Genomic DNA, 16,303 nt, shown 5'->3' with positions numbered 1-16,303 from the left:
AGCCAACCTGCTCGATAAGGAGTTCCGTCTTGGAGTTATCGACTGCCGCGTGGATGGTTCACGACACCCGCCTCATGCTCTGCGTCCTGTTGGCGATCGCCAGCATCATTGTGCTGATCAGCGCGACCAAACTGCCGCCCTTCCTGTCGATTCTGATCGGCACCTTTATCGCCGGGGTCGGCGCCGGCCTACCACCGGAAGAAGTGGCAAAGGCGTTCAGTAAAGGCGCCGGGGCGATTCTCGGGGAAGCCGGGATCATCATTGCCCTGGGTGCGATGCTCGGCGCGCTGATGGCCGAATCCGGCGCGGCCGACCGTATTGCCACCACGTTGCTCGGGCTGGGCAAAGGCAAGTCATTGCCCTGGGTGATGGCGTTGGTCGCCATGGTGATCGGCCTGCCGCTGTTCTTCGAAGTGGGCCTGGTGATGATGGTGCCGATCATCTTTGTGATGGCCAAGCGTTCGAACCAGCCGTTGCTGAAGATCGCCATCCCTGCACTGGCGGGCATGACCACCCTGCATGCCTTGATGCCACCTCACCCTGGGCCGCTGATTGCCGTAGGCGCATTGCACGCCGACCTGGGCCTGACCATGTTGCTGGGCTTTTGCCTGGCGGTGCCGGCAGTGATCCTGGCCGGGCCGCTGTATGGCAACTGGCTGTCCAAGCGCCTGCACGTGGATGAGCCGGCCGATATCGGCGCCTTGTTCAGCGCACCGCCCAAGGCCCCGCGCCAGCCGAGCTTCGGTGTGTCGCTGCTGATCATTCTGTTGCCGGTAATCCTGATGCTCGGCAGCACCTTGGCTAAAGTCGCGTTGGCGCCGGAAAGCACCCTCGCCCTGGCCTTGAAGTTCCTCGGTGAACCCCTGGTCGCCCTCGGCCTGGCCGTAATCGCCGCGGTCGTCTGCCTGGGTTGGGCGGCGGGCATGCCACGCGCCGACGTCGGCAACACCCTGCGCAAAGCCCTGGCGCCCATCGCCGTACTACTGCTGACCATCGGCGCCGGCGGCGGCCTCAAGCAAACCCTGCTGGACGCCGGCGTCAGCCAGACCATCAGCAAAGTCGCCGAAGGCGCGCACATGCCCTACCTGCTGCTGGCCTGGCTGATCGCCGTGGCCCTGCGCCAGGCCACCGGCTCGGCCACCGTCGCCACCACCACAACCGCCGGCATCCTCGCGCCGATGATGGCCGGGTTGGCGGCAACGCAAAGCTCATTGGTCGCCCTTGCGATTGGCGCCGGCTCGGTGTTCTTCTGCCACGTCAACGACGCCGGGTTCTGGATGGTGCGTGAGTACTTTGGCTTGCAGTTGAAGCAGACGATCTGGGTGTGGTCGGTGTTGCAGACGATTGTTTCGGTGGTTGGGTTGGTGGGGACCTTGCTGCTCTGGCACTTCCTGACCTGATCCTCAGGCGGCCAGGCTGTGGCGCTTGCCAAACAGCGCCACACTCGCCACCCCCACCGCCCCCATCACCACGCAATACCCCACGCAGATCCACGGACTGGTCGGCATCAGCGCGATCAACAACAACGGCGTAGTACTTGCCCACAGCGCATAGGCGATGTTGTAGGTGAAGGAAATGCCCGACACCCGCACCTGCGCCGGAAACAGCCCGACCATCACCGACGGCACCGCGCCCACCACGCCGCAACTCAGGCCCGCCACGGCATACGCCGCGCCGAGCCACACACCGCCGGCGATCAGGCTGGCGTACAGCAGCGCAATGCCCACCGGCAGCAACAGGCTGTAGACCAATACGGCGCGCCACGCGCCGATGCGGTCCACCAGCAGGCCGGCGAGCACGCAGCCGATATTCAGGAAGACGATGCCCAGGGCGCTCAGGGCAAAGGTGTGGCTGGGGCTCATGCCGAAGGTTTTCTGCATCATGGTCGGGGTGATGACCACCAGCACTACCACGGCAGACGTCAGCACGCAGGTGAGGATCATCGCCGGCAGCAGCACGGCGCGATGGTCGCGCAGCACGGTGCGCAAGGGCATTTCGGCGGCGGCCTGGCGACGCGCCTGCATCTCCAGGAACACTGGGGTCTCGCTGAGCCAGCGGCGCAGCCATACGCCGATCACACCGAATACGCCGCCGAGCAGGAAGGGGAAGCGCCAGGCGTAGTCGAGGATTTCGGCGGGGGTAAAGATTTGCGCGAGCAAGGTGGCGGTCAGTGCCCCCAGCAGGTAACCGAAGGTCAGGCCGGCCTGCAAAAAACCCAAGGCATAGCCACGATGGTGACGCGGCGCGTGCTCGGCGACGAAAGTCCAGGCGCTGGGCACTTCGCCGCCCACCGCTGCGCCTTGCAGCACGCGCAGCGCCAGCAGGATCAGCGGGGCGAAATAGCCAATTTGCGCGTAGGTCGGCATGACGCCGATCAGCAGGCAGGGCAAGGCCATCATGAGGATGCTCAAGCTGAAGACGCGCTTGCGCCCCAGGTGGTCGGCAAAGTGCGCCATCAGGATGCCGCCCAGTGGACGGGCGAGGTAGCCGGTGACGAAAATGCCGAAGCTTTGCAACAGGCGCAGCCACTCGGGCATTTCCGGCGGGAAGAACAGTTGGCTGAGGGTCAGCGCAAAAAACACGAAGATAATGAAGTCGTAGATTTCCAGGGCGCCGCCGAGGGCAGCCAGGCCCAGGGTTTTGTAGTCGGAGCGGGAAAAACGCTGCGCCCGTGGGGAAAAGGTGGCAGTCATGTGCAGGCTCGGCAGGCAAACAAAATGGCGTGCAGGTTATGAGCTGAGCCCATCGATGGCAATCGTGACGGATATATTTGTTTTACTCATTGATCGTTGAAGATAACAACATTCCCAAATCAATGGCCGTAGAGGAACATGCCGTAAAACTGCCAAACCCCATAATAACTACAAGAGGAAAGACTTATGGCCGATGCTATCGAAGACAGCCGCTATGCCCGATTTGCCCTGCGTTGCTCCAACTTCGCCGAGCGCTGGTTTCCTGACTCCTGGGTGTTTGCCGCCCTCGCCGTGATCATCGTCGCCGTGGCGACCCTGGGCATGGGCGCCGCACCGGCCGAAGCGGCCAAGGCATTTGGCGATGGGTTCTGGAGCCTGATTCCGTTCACCATGCAGATGGCCTTTGTGGTGATCGGCGGTTACGTGGTCGCCAGTTCACCGCCGGCAGTGAAGTTGATCGACCGTCTGGCGCGCATTCCCAAGAATGGCCGTTCGGCTGTGGCCTGGGTGGCGTTGATTTCCATGGTGGCGTCGTTGCTTAACTGGGGCCTGTCCCTGGTGTTCGGCGGTTTGCTGGTGCGGGCATTGGCCCGGCGCACGGATTTGCGCATGGACTACCGTGCCGCTGGCGCTGCAGCGTACCTGGGCCTGGGGGCCGTATGGGCGCTGGGGCTGTCGTCGTCGGCCGCGCAGTTGCAGGCCAACCCGGCCAGCTTGCCGCCGTCGATTCTGTCGATCACCGGCATGATCCCGTTCACCGAGACTATTTTTTTGTGGCAATCCGGCGTGCTGTTGCTGGCGCTGATCGTAGTGTCGCTGATCATCGCCTACGCCACCGCGCCTGGCCCCAACAGCGCCCGGGATGCCAAGGCCTGCGGCATTGACCCGGCCTTCAACCTGCCCAAGCCGCAGGCGCCGACGCGCCCCGGTGAATGGCTGGAACACAGCCCGTTGCTGACGATTCTGCTGGCGTTGCTGGCGGCCGGCTGGCTGTTCCATGAGTTCTCGACCAAGCCGGCGATCAGCGCCATCTCGGGGCTCAATACCTATAACTTCCTGTTCATCATGGTGGGCGCGCTGCTGCACTGGCGCCCGCGCAGCTTCCTCGATGCCGTGGCCCGAGCGGTGCCGACCACCACCGGCGTGCTGATCCAGTTCCCGCTGTACGGCTCGATTGCCGCACTGATGACGGTGGTAAAGGGCGGCGACGGCCAGACCCTGGCGCACCATATCTCGACGTTCTTCACCTCCATCGCCTCCCACGACACCTACGCCCTGCTGATGGGTGTGTACTCGGCAGTGCTGGGCTTCTTCATCCCCTCGGGTGGCGGCAAGTGGATCATCGAAGCGCCGTATGTGATGCAAGTGGCCAATGACCTGCAATACCACCTGGGCTGGGCGGTGCAGATCTACAACGCCGCCGAGGCGCTGCCGAACTTGATCAACCCGTTTTATATGTTGCCGTTGCTGGGTGTGCTGGGGCTGAAGGCGCGGGATCTGATCGGGTTTTCGTTTGTGCAGTTGCTGGTGCACACGCCGCTGGTGTTGTTCTTGTTGTGGGCGTTGGGGACGACGTTGAAGTATCTGCCGCCTGTGATGCCCTGAATAACGAGTGACCGCAACTGTTGGTAGAACAGTTGCGGTCAAGGATTTACAGGAAGGCGTGCCAATAGATCAGGTAATGCACTCTGTATCGTGTCCCAAACGACATCCAAGTTGATATCGAAGTAACCATGAGCGATTCGGTTGCGCATCGCTCGCATATTGCGCCAAGGAATATGTAAATGGCGTGCCGCGAAGTCCGGATGCTGATCCATGATTTTCGTCGACGCTTCACCAATGATGATCAGGCTCATGACCACAGCTTGTTGTGTTCGCCGGTCTTCCAAAAACTCTTCTTTGCTCAAGCCCTCTACAAAAGTGATCGCGTCAGTGGCAGCTTGCCTTATGTGCTCCAGATAATCCCCTAGCCGACTTTCCGTCATACTGGCCGGGCCTCCGCTAGCACTTTATCGCGAAACTTCAAAGGCAAGTCGCCAGGCGTAAGCAGGTCGACATTAACGCCGAGCAAGTCCTCAAGCTCGACCTGCAACCCACCAAGATCAAAGAGGGTTGTGCCCGGCGGCGCGTCTACCAGCAAATCAAGATCACTGCCTTCTTGGTCAGTCCCCATCAGTACCGACCCAAATACTCTGGGATTGGAAATACGGAAACGTCCGACCACTTCTCGTACAGCCGTTCGTTGCAGATCAAGTGCAGTTGAAGGTCTCACGACTCACCTCAGTGATGTGCATTAGAAGGGCAGTCTAGCAGCGCTTGAGCCGTGTAGACACGCCCCGCCCATCACACGCCTGTCTTTGTTCCGTCACATTCCATTGCTACCGTCCTGCGAAATATCTTGCAACATCTCGCCAAGGATTCCTCGCAATGAGTGACGAGCACAACGACCACCCTGCCCACGACTGCGCCCCCAAAACGCCGGTAGACACCAGCCGCCGGCGCTTCCTCGGCGGTGCGGCGGTGTTGGGGGTGGGTGCGACTTTGAGTGCCTGCGGCAATACCAGCGAAACACCGAGCACACCCGTGACGCGGCCGCTCACGCCCCAGGAACTGGACAAGGCGCTGCGCGAGCAGGTGAAAACCGTGGTGGTGATTTACGCCGAGAACCGCAGTTTCAACAACCTGTTCGCAGATTTCCCCGGGGTAGAGAAACCGCTGTCGGCGTTAACCGCCAAGGACTTCCAGCAGCGCGACCGCGATGGCAGCGTATTGCCTGCCCTGCCCCCGAGCTGGGGCGGTGTGTTGCAGGTCGGCCCACAAACGGTGGACGGGGTGACTTACCCCAGCGAAGTGCAATTCCAGCAAAACCTGCCCAACGCGCCGTTCGCCCTCAAAGGCCCGCAGGGCGAAGACCTGCCATTGAGCCTGGTGACCCGCGACCTATGGCACGTGTTCTACCAGAACCAGATGCAGATCAACGGCGGCAAGAATGATGGTTTTGTCGCCTGGGGCGATTCCGGAGGGCTGGTGATGGGCCATTACGCCCAAAGCCGTTATGCCCTGCGCCTGTGGGACGTGGCCAAGGAGTTTGTGCTGTGCGATAACTTCTTCCAGGGCGCGTTTGGTGGCTCGTTCCTTAACCACCAGTACCTGATCAGCGCCACCGCGCCGTTTTATCCCAATGCCGCGCAGTCGGTGGCCAAGGCGCAGATCGCCACGCTGCAAAGCGATGACCCCAGCGGCACGCGCCTAAAGCCCTTGGACACGTCACCGGCCAGCGCCATGACCGGCCCGCCGCAATTCGGCCCCAGCGCACTGACACCCGATGGTTACGGCGTAAACACCCTGGCCCCACCCTACTGGCCCACCTGGATCCGCGACCCGCAAAACCCGGATTATTCCAAGCCCGACCTGCCCAATGTGCTGGTGCCGCAAACCCACGAGCATATTGGCGACAAGCTGTCGAAGAAGAACATCGACTGGGCCTGGTACGCCGGTGCGTGGCAAGCCACCCTGGAGCAGTTCAAGGACTCCGGCGGCATCCCCAAGATTCCGAATTTCCAGTACCACCACCAGCCGTTCAATTACTTCAAGCAGCAAGGGCCGCAAAACCCGGCAGAACGTGCCAGGCGCCTGCGTGACGGCGGTTTGGGCGATGAGTCGAGTACCAACCGGTTCTTCGCCGACGCCCAGGCCGGCAAGCTGCCCGCGGTAAGTTTCTACAAACCTCAGGGCAACCTGAACATGCACGCCGGCTATGCCGATGTAGCCTCGGGCGACCGCCATATCGCCCGCGCCTTGAAGGTGCTGCAAGAAAGCCCGCAGTGGAAAAACATGGTGGTGGTGGTGACCGTGGATGAAAACGGCGGCTGGTGGGACCACGTGGCGCCGCCCCAGGGTGACCGCTGGGGCCCGGGCTCGCGGGTTCCGGCGCTGGTGGTGTCGCCGTTTGCCCGCAAAGGCACGGTGGACCATACGGTGTACGACACGGCATCGATCCTGCGTTTGATCACCCGGGTGTTCCAGTTGGAAACCCTGGACGGCCTCAAGCAGCGCGATGACGCGATGATCGCGCGCGGCCAGAAACCCATGGGCGATCTGAGCAATGCCTTGCAGTTCAGCCTGTAGGGCTTATCCAATAACGACATGCCGGGCGATTTAACACGCGATTTTCCCGGTCAGCCGCTACTGTGTGCAGGTGGGCTTCCATCCCGCGCAGACGGGCTTCGCTGACAAGGAATCGACTATGTTTAAACCGACCAGGCTGTCCTTCACCCTCGCCGCACTACTGGCGAGTGCGGTCGTACAGGCCGACATCGAGGTGCCACTGGGCAGCACGCAGCGCGTCACCCAGTTGTTCGCGTACCCCAACAACTGCAATGTAATCTGCTTTCGGCCATGGTCACTGGAGCAGACCGCCGAACACTATCTGAACCAGAGCCTGCAACGTGACGGTTACAGCCGGGCCAAGGTCAGTGTGAAGACCCACGACGGTCAGGTCACGGCGACCTTCAGCGGCGTGCCCGACAGTTACGGCCAGCCACTGACCACGCTGCTCAATACCGCCGACCTGGCTTACCAAGGCGCCAGCCAGCTCAACAGCGATGGCAAATGGGCCTACAACTGGTATCTGTTCCTGCCGTTGGGCATGGCCCTGGAAAACCGCAAAAGCATCGAGCTGTTGCACTTCCCTCCGGATTACTCGCTGACCCAGGCCCAGGATTACCTGGAATCGGCCACCACCGACCGCTGGGCCACCTTGTTGAGCGAAAATGGCGTACCGGCCACGGAAACGCCGGCGTACCAGACCATCATCGATATCGCGCCCATCGCTGCGCCGTCCAATGCCGGCAAAGATCTGGAAACCGTCTACGGGTATTTCACCGACTACCAGACCCGCATGGTCAAGGAACTGAGCCTGCGCCCTGGCGGCGCATTGCCGATGGTGGCCTTCGGCGCGCCAGTGCGTAGCTGGATCAAGCAACAATACGGGCAAACCGTGGGCGTGCTGAGCCTGGCGCAGATCAGCCCGGAGCCTGGCAAAACCGTCGCGGTATTGGGCGCCAACCACCCAAGTTACATTTGGTATGCGGCCAGCCCCGACAGCTATGACGGTGATGAACAAAAGGCTGATGACGCCGGTTTGAAAGTGATGGGCCAGGACTTGAGCGCCGCCTGCTGGCAAGCAGGCATGGGCCAGAAACCCGCCAGCGATGCGAACGTATTGCTCAAGGCCTGCCTGAACACTTGGCAAGTCACGCGCAAGGAGCAGACGTGTGAATTGTTCTACACCTCGGTGCGCCACCTGACGCCCGAGCAGGCCAACGCCAAGTGCGCCACAGCGCCTATCAAGGCGCAGTTGAAACAGTTGAAAAATGCCGCGCCCGCGCCCACCGTCATAGCCCCCGCGCTTTAAGGCGAAGAAACCGTTTCTACTGTCAACTTTGACAGTAGAAACCGGATCCCACTTCGGCGAATCTAGGGCCGCGCCCATTTGCTGCAAGACTGTCACACCCGCAGGTCCATGCAGCCCCGCTCAGGAGAGTGATGAAAACTCGAGCCATGGATAAGGCTGAAACGGCTGTGAATGACTGCCTCTATCCCTTCAAGACGCTGCTCGTGGAACAGGGTTACCCCTCGACCGAGCACTTTGAGGTCAAGCAAGAGGCTGAAGGGGTTGCGGCCAGGGTCACGGCGCGCGTGGCCTTTGAGAGTCGCACGCGCATTGCTAAGGTTTCCGGTTATGCCGTGAGCGAACGGCGCCCGTACACGCTGCAACTGTCACCCCGCATCCACTTGTACGATTGTTGGCTCTGCGGCCTGTTACAGCACTCCTGCAACCCGAACGTGTTTCTAGACACGACGTACCTGGAGCTATGGACGGTGCAACCCATCGGCGCCGGCAGCTTGCTGACGCTGGATTACGCCACCACCGAAGACACACTGGCCCGGCAGTTCGCTTGCCATTGCGGCGAGCTGAACTGCCGGGGCTGGATCACCGGCAGCAAGGAGCCGCTGAACGCCGAAGGCCAGGCCTTCATGGCCTGGTGGCGTGAGCACAAACGACCTTAGGCTTCGCCCAAAGGACGCAGGCGGTATTGCGGTGGCAGTTGCTCGAAGCCACTGATGGTGGTGTTCAAACTCTTCCAGCGACCGTCCTTGATGCCATAGATGCAGCCATGGATCGACAGGCTCTGCCCACGATGCCAGGCATTTTGCACAATGCTGGTGTGGCCGACGTTGGCCACCTGCTGGATCACGTTGAGCTCGCACATGCGGTCCACACGCTCTTCTTCGGTCGGCAACTGGGCCAGCACATCGCGGTTTTCGTAGTAAAGGTCGCGAATGGTGCGTAGCCAGCCGTCGATCAGGCCGAACTGGCGGTCCTGCATCGACGCACGCACGCCGCCACAGCCGTAGTGGCCAGTGACGAGGATGTGTTTGACCTTGAGCACGTCCACCGCGTACTGGATCACCGACAGGCAGTTGAGGTCAGTGTGCAGCACCACGTTGGCCACGTTGCGATGCACAAACAGATCACCGGGTAACATGCCGACGATCTCGTTGGCCGGTACACGGGCATCGGAGCAGCCGATCCACAGGTATTCCGGGGTCTGCTGGCGGGCGAGCTTGGCGAAGAATTCGGGATCTTCCTGTTTGATCGCGTCCGCCCAGCGTTCGTTGTTATCAAGCAGGTCTTGTAGTTCGTTCATCAGGGAAGCCTCAGGAATGATGCGCAGGTTTGTGACTGACAAGCCCTCGTCCGGGTCACGCCAGGCGCTAATTAGCTTGAATTTTTTGGCTGCCATGCCTGTCAACACACTATAAGCCCCACAGTATGAGGATTGGCCATGACTGAATCACGACGTCCCTACGGCGCAACGCAGCCGGAACCGATCGATGACAACGAAGACCGCATGGGTGAGATGCGCGAGCTGGATTTTGACGAGCAGGACCAGACTGCGGAAATCGGCGACGAGCTGCCCCGCCGTGAGCGCGACCATCTGATGCCCGACGAACGGGTGCGCGAAGCCGGGCTGACCGGCGCTTCGACGGATGATCATGAATCCACCGACGACGATATGAGCCCGGAAACGCTGATCCGTGAGGACGGCGCACGGGATGCGCAGGAGGAAGGCGAAGATAGCGCCGCCGACTATGACTTGAGCGTCGTGGGAGAAAATGACATTGGTGGCGGGAATGGGTTGGATGAGGCGGAACTGGCTGATCTGGACCCGCTGAACGGCAAGCGCTGACCCTGTGGGAGCTGGCCTGCCTGCGATGGTATCACCGCGGTGTTACTTAAAGACCGAGGTGCCTGCATCGCGGGCAAGCCCGGCTCCCACAGAGGTTCTGCACATAGGGGGCTCTGTATTTAATCGACCAGGGTGCACGCCATCACGACTGCATCTTCGCGGCCACCCACAGCGGGGTAGTAATCCCGGCGACGGCCGATCTCGTTGAAGCCATAACGCTCATACAGGCGAAACGCGCCGGTATTGCTGTCCCGCACTTCAAGGAAGCATTCTCGCGCATTGGCGGCATAGGCACGCGACATCAAATGCTCCAGCAGCGCCAGGCCCAAACCACGGCCCTGGTTTTCCGGCTTCACGGTAATGTTCAGCAAGTGCGCTTCATCGAGAATGATCTGCACCACCCCGTGCCCCACTTGCTGCTCGCCTTCGAACATCAGCCAGATCTGGTACTTGCCCAGCCCGTCGAGAAAAATCCCGCGGGTCCAGGGGTGGCTGAACGCCGCGTATTCGATTTTCAGCACGGCGTCGAGGTCAGCCTCGGTCATCGGGCGAAAGGATAAAGCCTCACTCATCAGTTGTTTTCCAGCGCGCCATCAGCCGGCGCATGGCTTGCCAGACATCAGCCTTACGCTGTGGCTCTTCCATTAATAATTCCAGGCCCGGCAGGGCCCACACCGAACCCAGGCCTTCAACCTGCAGCTCGCGGTACCAGGCCTCGGCGTTGGCTTCACCGGCAAACCGCACAGCGGGCAGGCCGATCAGCCACAAGCACACGCAAGGCTCGTCTTCCAGGCGCGCCGAGACAAACCCCTGGACGAAATCTCGTGCGGCCTCGGGGCCCTGGTCCATGGTGCCGCGCACCAGCAGCGGCCAGCGCACCGGCTCACCGACGATTTGCGGGCTGTCGGGCAGGCCGGCGGCGCGCAGCATGTCCTTGAGCAACAGGTAGGCCGGGTCACGGGACTGGAAACGTTCGCCGGTCGGCAGTTCCACCAGCAACAGGCAACGCCCGGCCCGCAGCAATTGCAGGGCAAAGCGTGGCGGCGGCACCACTGGCGCCTTGGCCACCGGCGCAGCCTCCTCCACCACCTTGGCAGCCTTGGTCACCGGCACAGGGCGCGGCACTTCGATCTTGGCCCGTTCGACCACCGGGCGCGTCTCAGGGGTGGGCTTGACCACCGCCACGGGCGCGGCCGCTTCTTCCCCCGACGACTCGAACGCCTCATAAGGCTCAAGCGCCTGCAACAACTCGGGCCGCGACGGCGCGGCAAACGGCAGTTCGGTGCGGGGCAGCCAGTTGACCACCTGCATGGCGGTCAAGTAAGCGCGACGTCGGGACTCGATAAGCACAGCTCGGCCACTTGTGGATAAGTAAAGAGCGGGGATTCTACCGCTGTTCGGCAACAATCGCCCACTGCGCACTGACCGGCTGTGGATAAATCCCGCGCCTGATGCAGTACAATCGCGACTTTTAATCGCCAACCAGCCGGCCATTCCCATGATCGAACCCAAGCGCGTCCTGCGCGCCCTCGCCGAACACTGGGCCTTACTTGAGCCTCTGTGCGAACACTTCGACCAAGGCACCCTGAGCCTGGCCGAGCTGCGCGCACAGTTGGCCGCCCAACAACTGGACAGCACGCCCCAGGACATCACCAGCCTACTGGACGTGTGGATTCGCCTGGATATCCTGGTGCCTGTCGCCAAGAGCCCGAACCGTTTCGAGCTCAACGCGCAGATCCACGACTTCCTCGCCTATCTTCGCAAGGAGCACCGGCTTGGCCTGTGCCTGGAAATCGAAGCCTACCTGCGCCACCTGGAGCGTCTGGCAGGTTATATCCAGGACGCCTTCGACATCCGTGACGGCCACGACCTGGCCCGGCAACTGCGCCTTCTGGATATGCGCGTGCGCGATGTGCTCAAAAAACTCGCCAACGACGAACAGGCCCTCGCCGCCGTCGCTGACCGCGCCAAGACCAGCGACCGCCAGATCCCGTTGCGCCAGCGCTACGCCGAGGTATTGGCGACCTGGGACGAGTACGTCGAGCCGATGATCCAGCTGGTGAACGCCGACGGCGCCTTCGAGCAAGGCGTACGCAAGGTGGAAAACGTGCTGCTGCGCATGCTCACCGAGCAACAGCGTCTTGGCCACCTGGTAGATGACGACATGCTGCTGCGCACCCATGCGCGCATCCTCGAGATGCAAACCAGCGCCCAGCTCACCTTGCGCCATGCGCGGGAGTTGCTGCTGCCGCTGCGTGAAGAAGCACGTCGGCATAACGCCGTGACTCGCGGTGCGGCGCTGGCCCTGTCGGCGATTCGCCGCAAAGGCCTGGACGCGGTGCCGCAAGCGGCGATGCCGATGTTCACCCGGCCGCAAAGTACCTTTTTGGGCAGTGCGAGCCAGGTCGAGGCCTATGTGTATGCCCTGGCCAATTTCGAGCCCAAGCCGGCGCGTTTCCCCAAGGCGCACAAGTCCCACAAAGGCGAAGCCCCGCGCGCACCGCGTACGGTCAAGGAAATGCTCGAACGCTGCGAAGACGCGCTGCCGATGCCCGACCTGATGACCTGGCTGCTGGAGCAGGAACCGGACGGCGCCACCGATGAATTGCTGTACTGGTTCTCGCGCCTGTCCCGGGAAAAACGCTTCAAGCGCGAGCGCCTGGAACGTCGCGATTACCACACCCACGAGCACCAGGTCAGCCTGCGCTCCTTCGCCCTGCTCCCGGCCGGCGTCGATGCCACCGAGAATTCTGCGAGCACGCCTTATGCATCTTGATCTATCCGAACTGTCCCAGCTGGCGCCGATTTTTCGCGAGCTGTTCAAGGGTTACCACGTCAGCCGTCGCGACCCGGAGCTGTACGCGCAATTGTCGAACTTCCAGGACCAGTACCGCACGCTGTTCAAGGCCCTGGGCTTTGAGCTGGTGTGCGATACCCGCGGCTTCTATTACTTCGTGCCGGACACTGCCGTGGCTGCCGCGCAGGTGAACAAAACCGCCCAGCGCCTGGCCCTGTTCACCTTCATCATCGTCGAACACCTGGCCGACCAGGGTCGCGACCCGATTGCGGTACTCGACGGCGGCAGCCTGGGCCGCGATGAATTGCCTTCGTTGCTGGAGAAATACCGTGACCTGTTTATCCAGGCCGAGGTGCAGACCCAGGAAGAACTCGAAGAAAAGATCATGCGCCGCATGACCCAACTGGGTTTTGCCAGCGAGGACAACGGTATCTACCGCTTCCTGCCGCCGATGCACCGCTTCCTGGATGTGTGCCTGTCGGTGCAGCAGGACCGCGACCTTGCCGCCAGCGTACACAGCGTACTGCCGCTGCCGGCACCGGTGATTATCGACGAGGACAGCGACGAGAAACTGCTGAAGACCGATGACCCGCTGGATCTGAGCGCCTTCACCGAAGAAAGCGAAGAAGATGCCCTGGCCCGTGCCATTGCCGAAGAACAGGAGACCGACGCATGAGTAAGGAACGCTACGGCATCCGCCGCTTCGCCCTATTGAACACCGCCGGTTACAGCCTGGGCTTGTTCCCGCTGGAAGAACCGCTGTCGGTGTACGGCGCCAACAACCTGGGTAAATCCGCCTCGATCAACGCCTTGCAATTCCCGATCCTGGCACGCATGTCGGACATGAGCTTCGGCAAGTACACCCTGGAACAATCGCGGCGTTTCTACTTTGCCACCGACACCAGCTACATCCTGGTAGAAGTCTCTCTGCCCCACGGCCCGCACGTTATCGGCGTGGTCGGCCGCGGCCCGGGCGGCGGCTTTGGTCACCAGTTTTTTGCCTACGCCGGCAAGCTGGACCTTGCCCACTACCAGAAAAACGACACCTGCCTGCGCCAGAAAGAGCTGTTCACCAACCTTGAGCGCGAGGGCCTGAAAGCCTACGAGCTCAAGCCCGATGAGCTGCGGCGCTTGCTGGTGGGCGGGCATACGTCGGTCCCGCTGGACCTGACGCTGATTCCGCTGCGCTCCACGAGCGAGCAGAGCCTGAAGACGTTCCGCGCGCTGTTTATCAACCTGCTGCACATGCGCGAAATCACCGCGGCCAAGCTCAAGCAACTGTTCCTTGATGCCTTCGAACACAGCCTGCGTTCGGGCAGTGTCGACTACATCGCGGCCTGTGAAGAAGCCTTCCGTGATGTGCGACGCATGGAGCAGGACTACAACTCGCTGGTGGCTGCCGGCCCCTTGGTTGAAGCCCTGGCCAATGGCGTGAAACAGCGCGACGCCCTGCGCGGCAAACTGCATCGCCTGTCGCCGCTGCTGGATTCGTTGCTGGGCACCTGGTCGGACTACGCCAGTGCGCGCAAGGAAGAGCTGACCATCCAGGCCGAACACTACCGCAACGAGCAGGACGCGCTGCAAAACGACCAGCGCGGCGGCACCCAGGAGCTGATGCGCCTGGAGCGGGAAATCAGTGGCATCCAGCGTTGGTTGGGCGAGTTGTCGGTGCTCAAGCACCGCTTTGCCCTGGTGGATGACGTCAAGATGCTGGAGCAGCAATTGCTCGCCGCCAAGGATGCCCATGATGAACTGGCGGGCGCCTTGGCGCAGTCGCGGCAGTTCAGCGCCGAGGACTTGGAAGAACGCCTGCGCGACCTGGAAAAGCGCTTGAAGTCGGTCAAGCAGCAGCTCGATCACGCGGATAACAACAGCTACGCCAAGCTGCGCGAAGAATTTTCGCAGCAGGATGTCGAGCGCCTGATGCGCCTGTTCAACAGCTCGCTGTTCAGCCTGCCGCTGGGCGAACATGGCATCACGCTGGACGAGGACGGCCAGTGGGTCAAATCCCTGGAGCAGATTCTCGATGGCTTCAAGGGCGAGCGCTTTGAGGTGCCGGGGCTATCCATCGACATCTCGCACATCGAGCCGCCGGCACTGCAAGCCCTGGCGGATCGCGCCGCGTTGCGTGACCAGAAAGAGCGCCTGGAAAAAGAGCTCAAGCAACTGAAAACCCAGCAGGCCGTGGCGTCCGACCGCGCCGCAAGCAAGACCCAGACCGAAGCGCTGTACCAGCAGGTACTGGATGCCCAGAAGGCCCTGGAAGACTTCCGCCGCACCCAGACCCTGAGCGCCGAAGAAGGCGAGAAGCTGGAAAACCTGGCGCAGATGGAAGCCGCCCAGGACGAGTTGAAGCGTTCCAGCGATGCCTTTACCGAGCGTGTCCAGCAACTGTCGGCCAAGCTGCAACTGGTCGGCCGTCAGATCGGCGATATGGAAGCCAAGCAACGCACGCTGGATGACGCGTTGCGCCGTCGTCAGCTGTTGCCGGCGGACCTGCCGTTCGGTACGCCGTTCATGGACCCGGTCGACGACTCCATGGACAACCTGCTGCCGCTGCTCAATGACTATCAGGACAGCTGGCAGGGTTTGCTGCGCGCCGATGGCCAGATCGAAGCGCTGTACGCCCAGGTGCGTCTCAAGGGCGTGGCCAAGTTCGACAGTGAGGATGATGTCGAGCGTCGTCTGCAACTGCTGATCAACGCCTATGCGCACCGTACCGACGAGGCGCTGACCCTCGGCAAGGCGCGCCGTGCAGCGGTCACCGACATCGCCCGTACCCTGCGCAACATCCGTAGTGACTACGACAGCCTGGAACACCAGTTGGCGTTGTTCAACCGCGAGATCAACAAGCGCCAGGTCTCCAACCTGCAAAGCTTCCGCATCGTACTGGCGCCGAACAAGGAAGCGCTCAAGCATATCGACCAGATCATCCACAGTGCCGGTCAGTATGAAGAAGGCGAGACCCTCTCGGTGTTCGACCTCAGCCAGAGCGCCGAACAGGACAACAAGAACGAAGAAGCCAAGGAATACCTGGCTCGTCTGGTAGCCGCCAACCATAACCAGTTGGGCCTCAAGGACTTGTTCGAATTGGCGTTCGAAATCACCAAGGTCAACGGCCAGCCGGTGATCCATACCGACATCGACGGCGCTGCGTCCAACGGCACCACCATGACCATCAAGGCGCTGACCAACATGTACTTGTTGCTGCACCTGATGGACCGCGACCAGGCCGGTCGCGTGCGGTTGCCGTACTACCTCGATGAAGCGGCAGACATCGATGAGAAAAACCAGGCTGCGCTGTTGGAAACCAGCCTGCAATTGGGCTTTGTACCGATTCTGGCCAGTGTGAAGCCGCAGGTGTCCGCCCAGGTGGCGATCGACCTGGAAGGCGGCAGCGGGCCGAACGGGATCTACATTGATGAGGCGGACTGGAAGTACATCCGTCGCCATGATGTGGTGAAGGCGACGATGAATGTGCAGGCGGACGAGCCGGAGCTGGATGAAGTCTGACGGGCTGTACTGAAAGGCAAAAAGGCCGCGATCTTTTGGGATCG

Annotated in this window: 15 protein-coding genes; 9 read left to right on the top strand and 6 right to left on the bottom strand. The window is 61.7% G+C overall.

Annotation, left to right across the window (positions count from 1 at the left end; genetic code table 11):
- Positions 1-29: 29 nt before the first annotated feature.
- Complete coding sequence (locus CLM72_RS03515; protein WP_105225643.1) at positions 30-1,400, top strand: gluconate:H+ symporter; 1,371 nt, start codon at positions 30-32, stop codon at positions 1,398-1,400.
- 3 nt (positions 1,401-1,403) lie between these two features.
- Here CLM72_RS03515 and CLM72_RS03510 read toward each other — a convergent pair whose 3' ends face one another.
- Positions 1,404-2,693, bottom strand: a complete 1,290-nt coding sequence (locus CLM72_RS03510) for an MFS transporter (protein WP_105225642.1) — start codon at positions 2,691-2,693, stop codon at positions 1,404-1,406.
- Between the two features lie 186 nt (positions 2,694-2,879).
- Between CLM72_RS03510 and CLM72_RS03505 the strand changes: the two genes are divergently transcribed.
- A complete protein-coding gene (locus tag CLM72_RS03505; RefSeq protein WP_003188294.1) occupies positions 2,880-4,298 on the top strand; it encodes a short-chain fatty acid transporter in 1,419 nt (472 codons plus the stop codon).
- A 38-nt stretch (positions 4,299-4,336) separates the two neighbouring features.
- Here CLM72_RS03505 and CLM72_RS03500 read toward each other — a convergent pair whose 3' ends face one another.
- Together CLM72_RS03500 and CLM72_RS03495 are read right to left on the bottom strand one after the other, a co-directional pair.
- Positions 4,337-4,678 carry a DUF86 domain-containing protein gene (locus tag CLM72_RS03500; RefSeq protein ID WP_105225641.1) on the bottom strand — a complete coding sequence of 114 codons (342 nt, stop codon included), beginning with the start codon at positions 4,676-4,678 and terminating at the stop codon, positions 4,337-4,339.
- Positions 4,675-4,965, bottom strand: a complete 291-nt coding sequence (locus CLM72_RS03495) for a nucleotidyltransferase family protein (protein WP_032893707.1) — start codon at positions 4,963-4,965, stop codon at positions 4,675-4,677. Before CLM72_RS03495 ends, CLM72_RS03500 begins: the two co-directional genes overlap by 4 nt.
- A 155-nt stretch (positions 4,966-5,120) precedes the next feature.
- On the opposite strand from CLM72_RS03495, the gene acpA reads away from it, so the two are divergent.
- The 3 genes from acpA to CLM72_RS03480 all read left to right on the top strand — a co-directional run bounded on the left by acpA (position 5,121) and on the right by CLM72_RS03480 (position 8,765).
- Complete coding sequence (gene acpA, locus CLM72_RS03490; RefSeq protein WP_105225640.1) at positions 5,121-6,821, top strand: acid phosphatase; 1,701 nt, start codon at positions 5,121-5,123, stop codon at positions 6,819-6,821.
- Positions 6,822-6,939: 118 nt separating this feature from the next.
- Positions 6,940-8,109, top strand: a complete 1,170-nt coding sequence (locus CLM72_RS03485) for a hypothetical protein (RefSeq protein ID WP_105225639.1) — start codon at positions 6,940-6,942, stop codon at positions 8,107-8,109.
- 131 nt (positions 8,110-8,240) lie between these two features.
- On the top strand, positions 8,241-8,765 hold the full coding sequence (locus CLM72_RS03480; RefSeq protein ID WP_034128124.1) for a hypothetical protein: 525 nt from the start codon (positions 8,241-8,243) through the stop codon (positions 8,763-8,765).
- Here the strand turns inward: CLM72_RS03480 and can are convergent.
- Positions 8,762-9,406, bottom strand: coding sequence for a carbonate dehydratase (can, locus tag CLM72_RS03475; protein WP_003188288.1), 645 nt, complete (start codon positions 9,404-9,406; stop codon positions 8,762-8,764). The genes CLM72_RS03480 and can overlap by 4 nt on opposite strands.
- 138 nt (positions 9,407-9,544) lie before the next feature.
- On the opposite strand from can, the gene CLM72_RS03470 reads away from it, so the two are divergent.
- Positions 9,545-9,949, top strand: coding sequence for a serine kinase/phosphatase (locus CLM72_RS03470; protein ID WP_105225638.1), 405 nt, complete (start codon positions 9,545-9,547; stop codon positions 9,947-9,949).
- Positions 9,950-10,068: 119 nt separating this feature from the next.
- Here the strand turns inward: CLM72_RS03470 and rimI are convergent, their stop codons facing one another.
- Together rimI and CLM72_RS03460 are read right to left on the bottom strand one after the other, a co-directional pair.
- The gene (gene rimI, locus CLM72_RS03465) at positions 10,069-10,521 is read right to left on the bottom strand and encodes a ribosomal protein S18-alanine N-acetyltransferase (RefSeq protein ID WP_003188286.1); all 453 of its coding nucleotides are present in this window, start codon (positions 10,519-10,521) and stop codon (positions 10,069-10,071) included.
- On the bottom strand, positions 10,514-11,260 hold the full coding sequence (locus CLM72_RS03460; RefSeq protein WP_105225637.1) for an energy transducer TonB: 747 nt from the start codon (positions 11,258-11,260) through the stop codon (positions 10,514-10,516). Before CLM72_RS03460 ends, rimI begins: the two co-directional genes overlap by 8 nt.
- A 187-nt stretch (positions 11,261-11,447) precedes the next feature.
- Between CLM72_RS03460 and mksB the strand changes: the two genes are divergently transcribed.
- Genes mksB through mksF form a run of 3 tightly spaced genes read left to right on the top strand, consistent with a single transcriptional unit; the run spans position 11,448 to position 16,259 of the window.
- Positions 11,448-12,725 (top strand): Mks condensin complex protein MksB, encoded by a 1,278-nt coding sequence (mksB, locus tag CLM72_RS03455; protein ID WP_003188283.1) that lies wholly within the window; start codon positions 11,448-11,450, stop codon positions 12,723-12,725.
- Positions 12,715-13,422, top strand: a complete 708-nt coding sequence (gene mksE / locus CLM72_RS03450) for an Mks condensin complex protein MksE (protein WP_003188281.1) — start codon at positions 12,715-12,717, stop codon at positions 13,420-13,422. Before mksB ends, mksE begins: the two co-directional genes overlap by 11 nt.
- Positions 13,419-16,259 (top strand): Mks condensin complex protein MksF, encoded by a 2,841-nt coding sequence (gene mksF, locus CLM72_RS03445; RefSeq protein ID WP_057977435.1) that lies wholly within the window; start codon positions 13,419-13,421, stop codon positions 16,257-16,259. Before mksE ends, mksF begins: the two co-directional genes overlap by 4 nt.
- The last annotated feature ends 44 nt before the right edge of the window (positions 16,260-16,303 follow it).

This window comes from Pseudomonas sp. MYb193, assembly GCF_002966775.1.
GTDB lineage: Bacteria > Pseudomonadota > Gammaproteobacteria > Pseudomonadales > Pseudomonadaceae > Aquipseudomonas > Aquipseudomonas paracarnis.
The sequence above is the reverse complement of the archived record's forward strand: the minus strand, read 5'-3'. Positions and strand labels throughout refer to the sequence as shown.

Bases quoted from the DNA above. Each gene is read 5' to 3' on its own strand.
- mksF (WP_057977435.1), top strand. From the start codon at position 13,419: ATGAGTAAGGAACGCTACGGCATCCGCCGCTTCGCCCTATTGAACACC.
- CLM72_RS03485 (WP_105225639.1), top strand. From the start codon at position 6,940: ATGTTTAAACCGACCAGGCTGTCCTTCACCCTCGCCGCACTACTGGCG.
- can (WP_003188288.1), bottom strand. From the start codon at position 9,406: ATGAACGAACTACAAGACCTGCTTGATAACAACGAACGCTGGGCGGAC.
- CLM72_RS03505 (WP_003188294.1), top strand. From the start codon at position 2,880: ATGGCCGATGCTATCGAAGACAGCCGCTATGCCCGATTTGCCCTGCGT.
- acpA (WP_105225640.1), top strand. From the start codon at position 5,121: ATGAGTGACGAGCACAACGACCACCCTGCCCACGACTGCGCCCCCAAA.
- CLM72_RS03500 (WP_105225641.1), bottom strand. From the start codon at position 4,678: ATGACGGAAAGTCGGCTAGGGGATTATCTGGAGCACATAAGGCAAGCT.
- CLM72_RS03480 (WP_034128124.1), top strand. From the start codon at position 8,241: ATGAAAACTCGAGCCATGGATAAGGCTGAAACGGCTGTGAATGACTGC.
- mksE (WP_003188281.1), top strand. From the start codon at position 12,715: ATGCATCTTGATCTATCCGAACTGTCCCAGCTGGCGCCGATTTTTCGC.
- CLM72_RS03510 (WP_105225642.1), bottom strand. From the start codon at position 2,693: ATGACTGCCACCTTTTCCCCACGGGCGCAGCGTTTTTCCCGCTCCGAC.
- mksB (WP_003188283.1), top strand. From the start codon at position 11,448: ATGATCGAACCCAAGCGCGTCCTGCGCGCCCTCGCCGAACACTGGGCC.
- CLM72_RS03470 (WP_105225638.1), top strand. From the start codon at position 9,545: ATGACTGAATCACGACGTCCCTACGGCGCAACGCAGCCGGAACCGATC.
- CLM72_RS03460 (WP_105225637.1), bottom strand. From the start codon at position 11,260: ATGCAGGTGGTCAACTGGCTGCCCCGCACCGAACTGCCGTTTGCCGCG.
- rimI (WP_003188286.1), bottom strand. From the start codon at position 10,521: ATGAGTGAGGCTTTATCCTTTCGCCCGATGACCGAGGCTGACCTCGAC.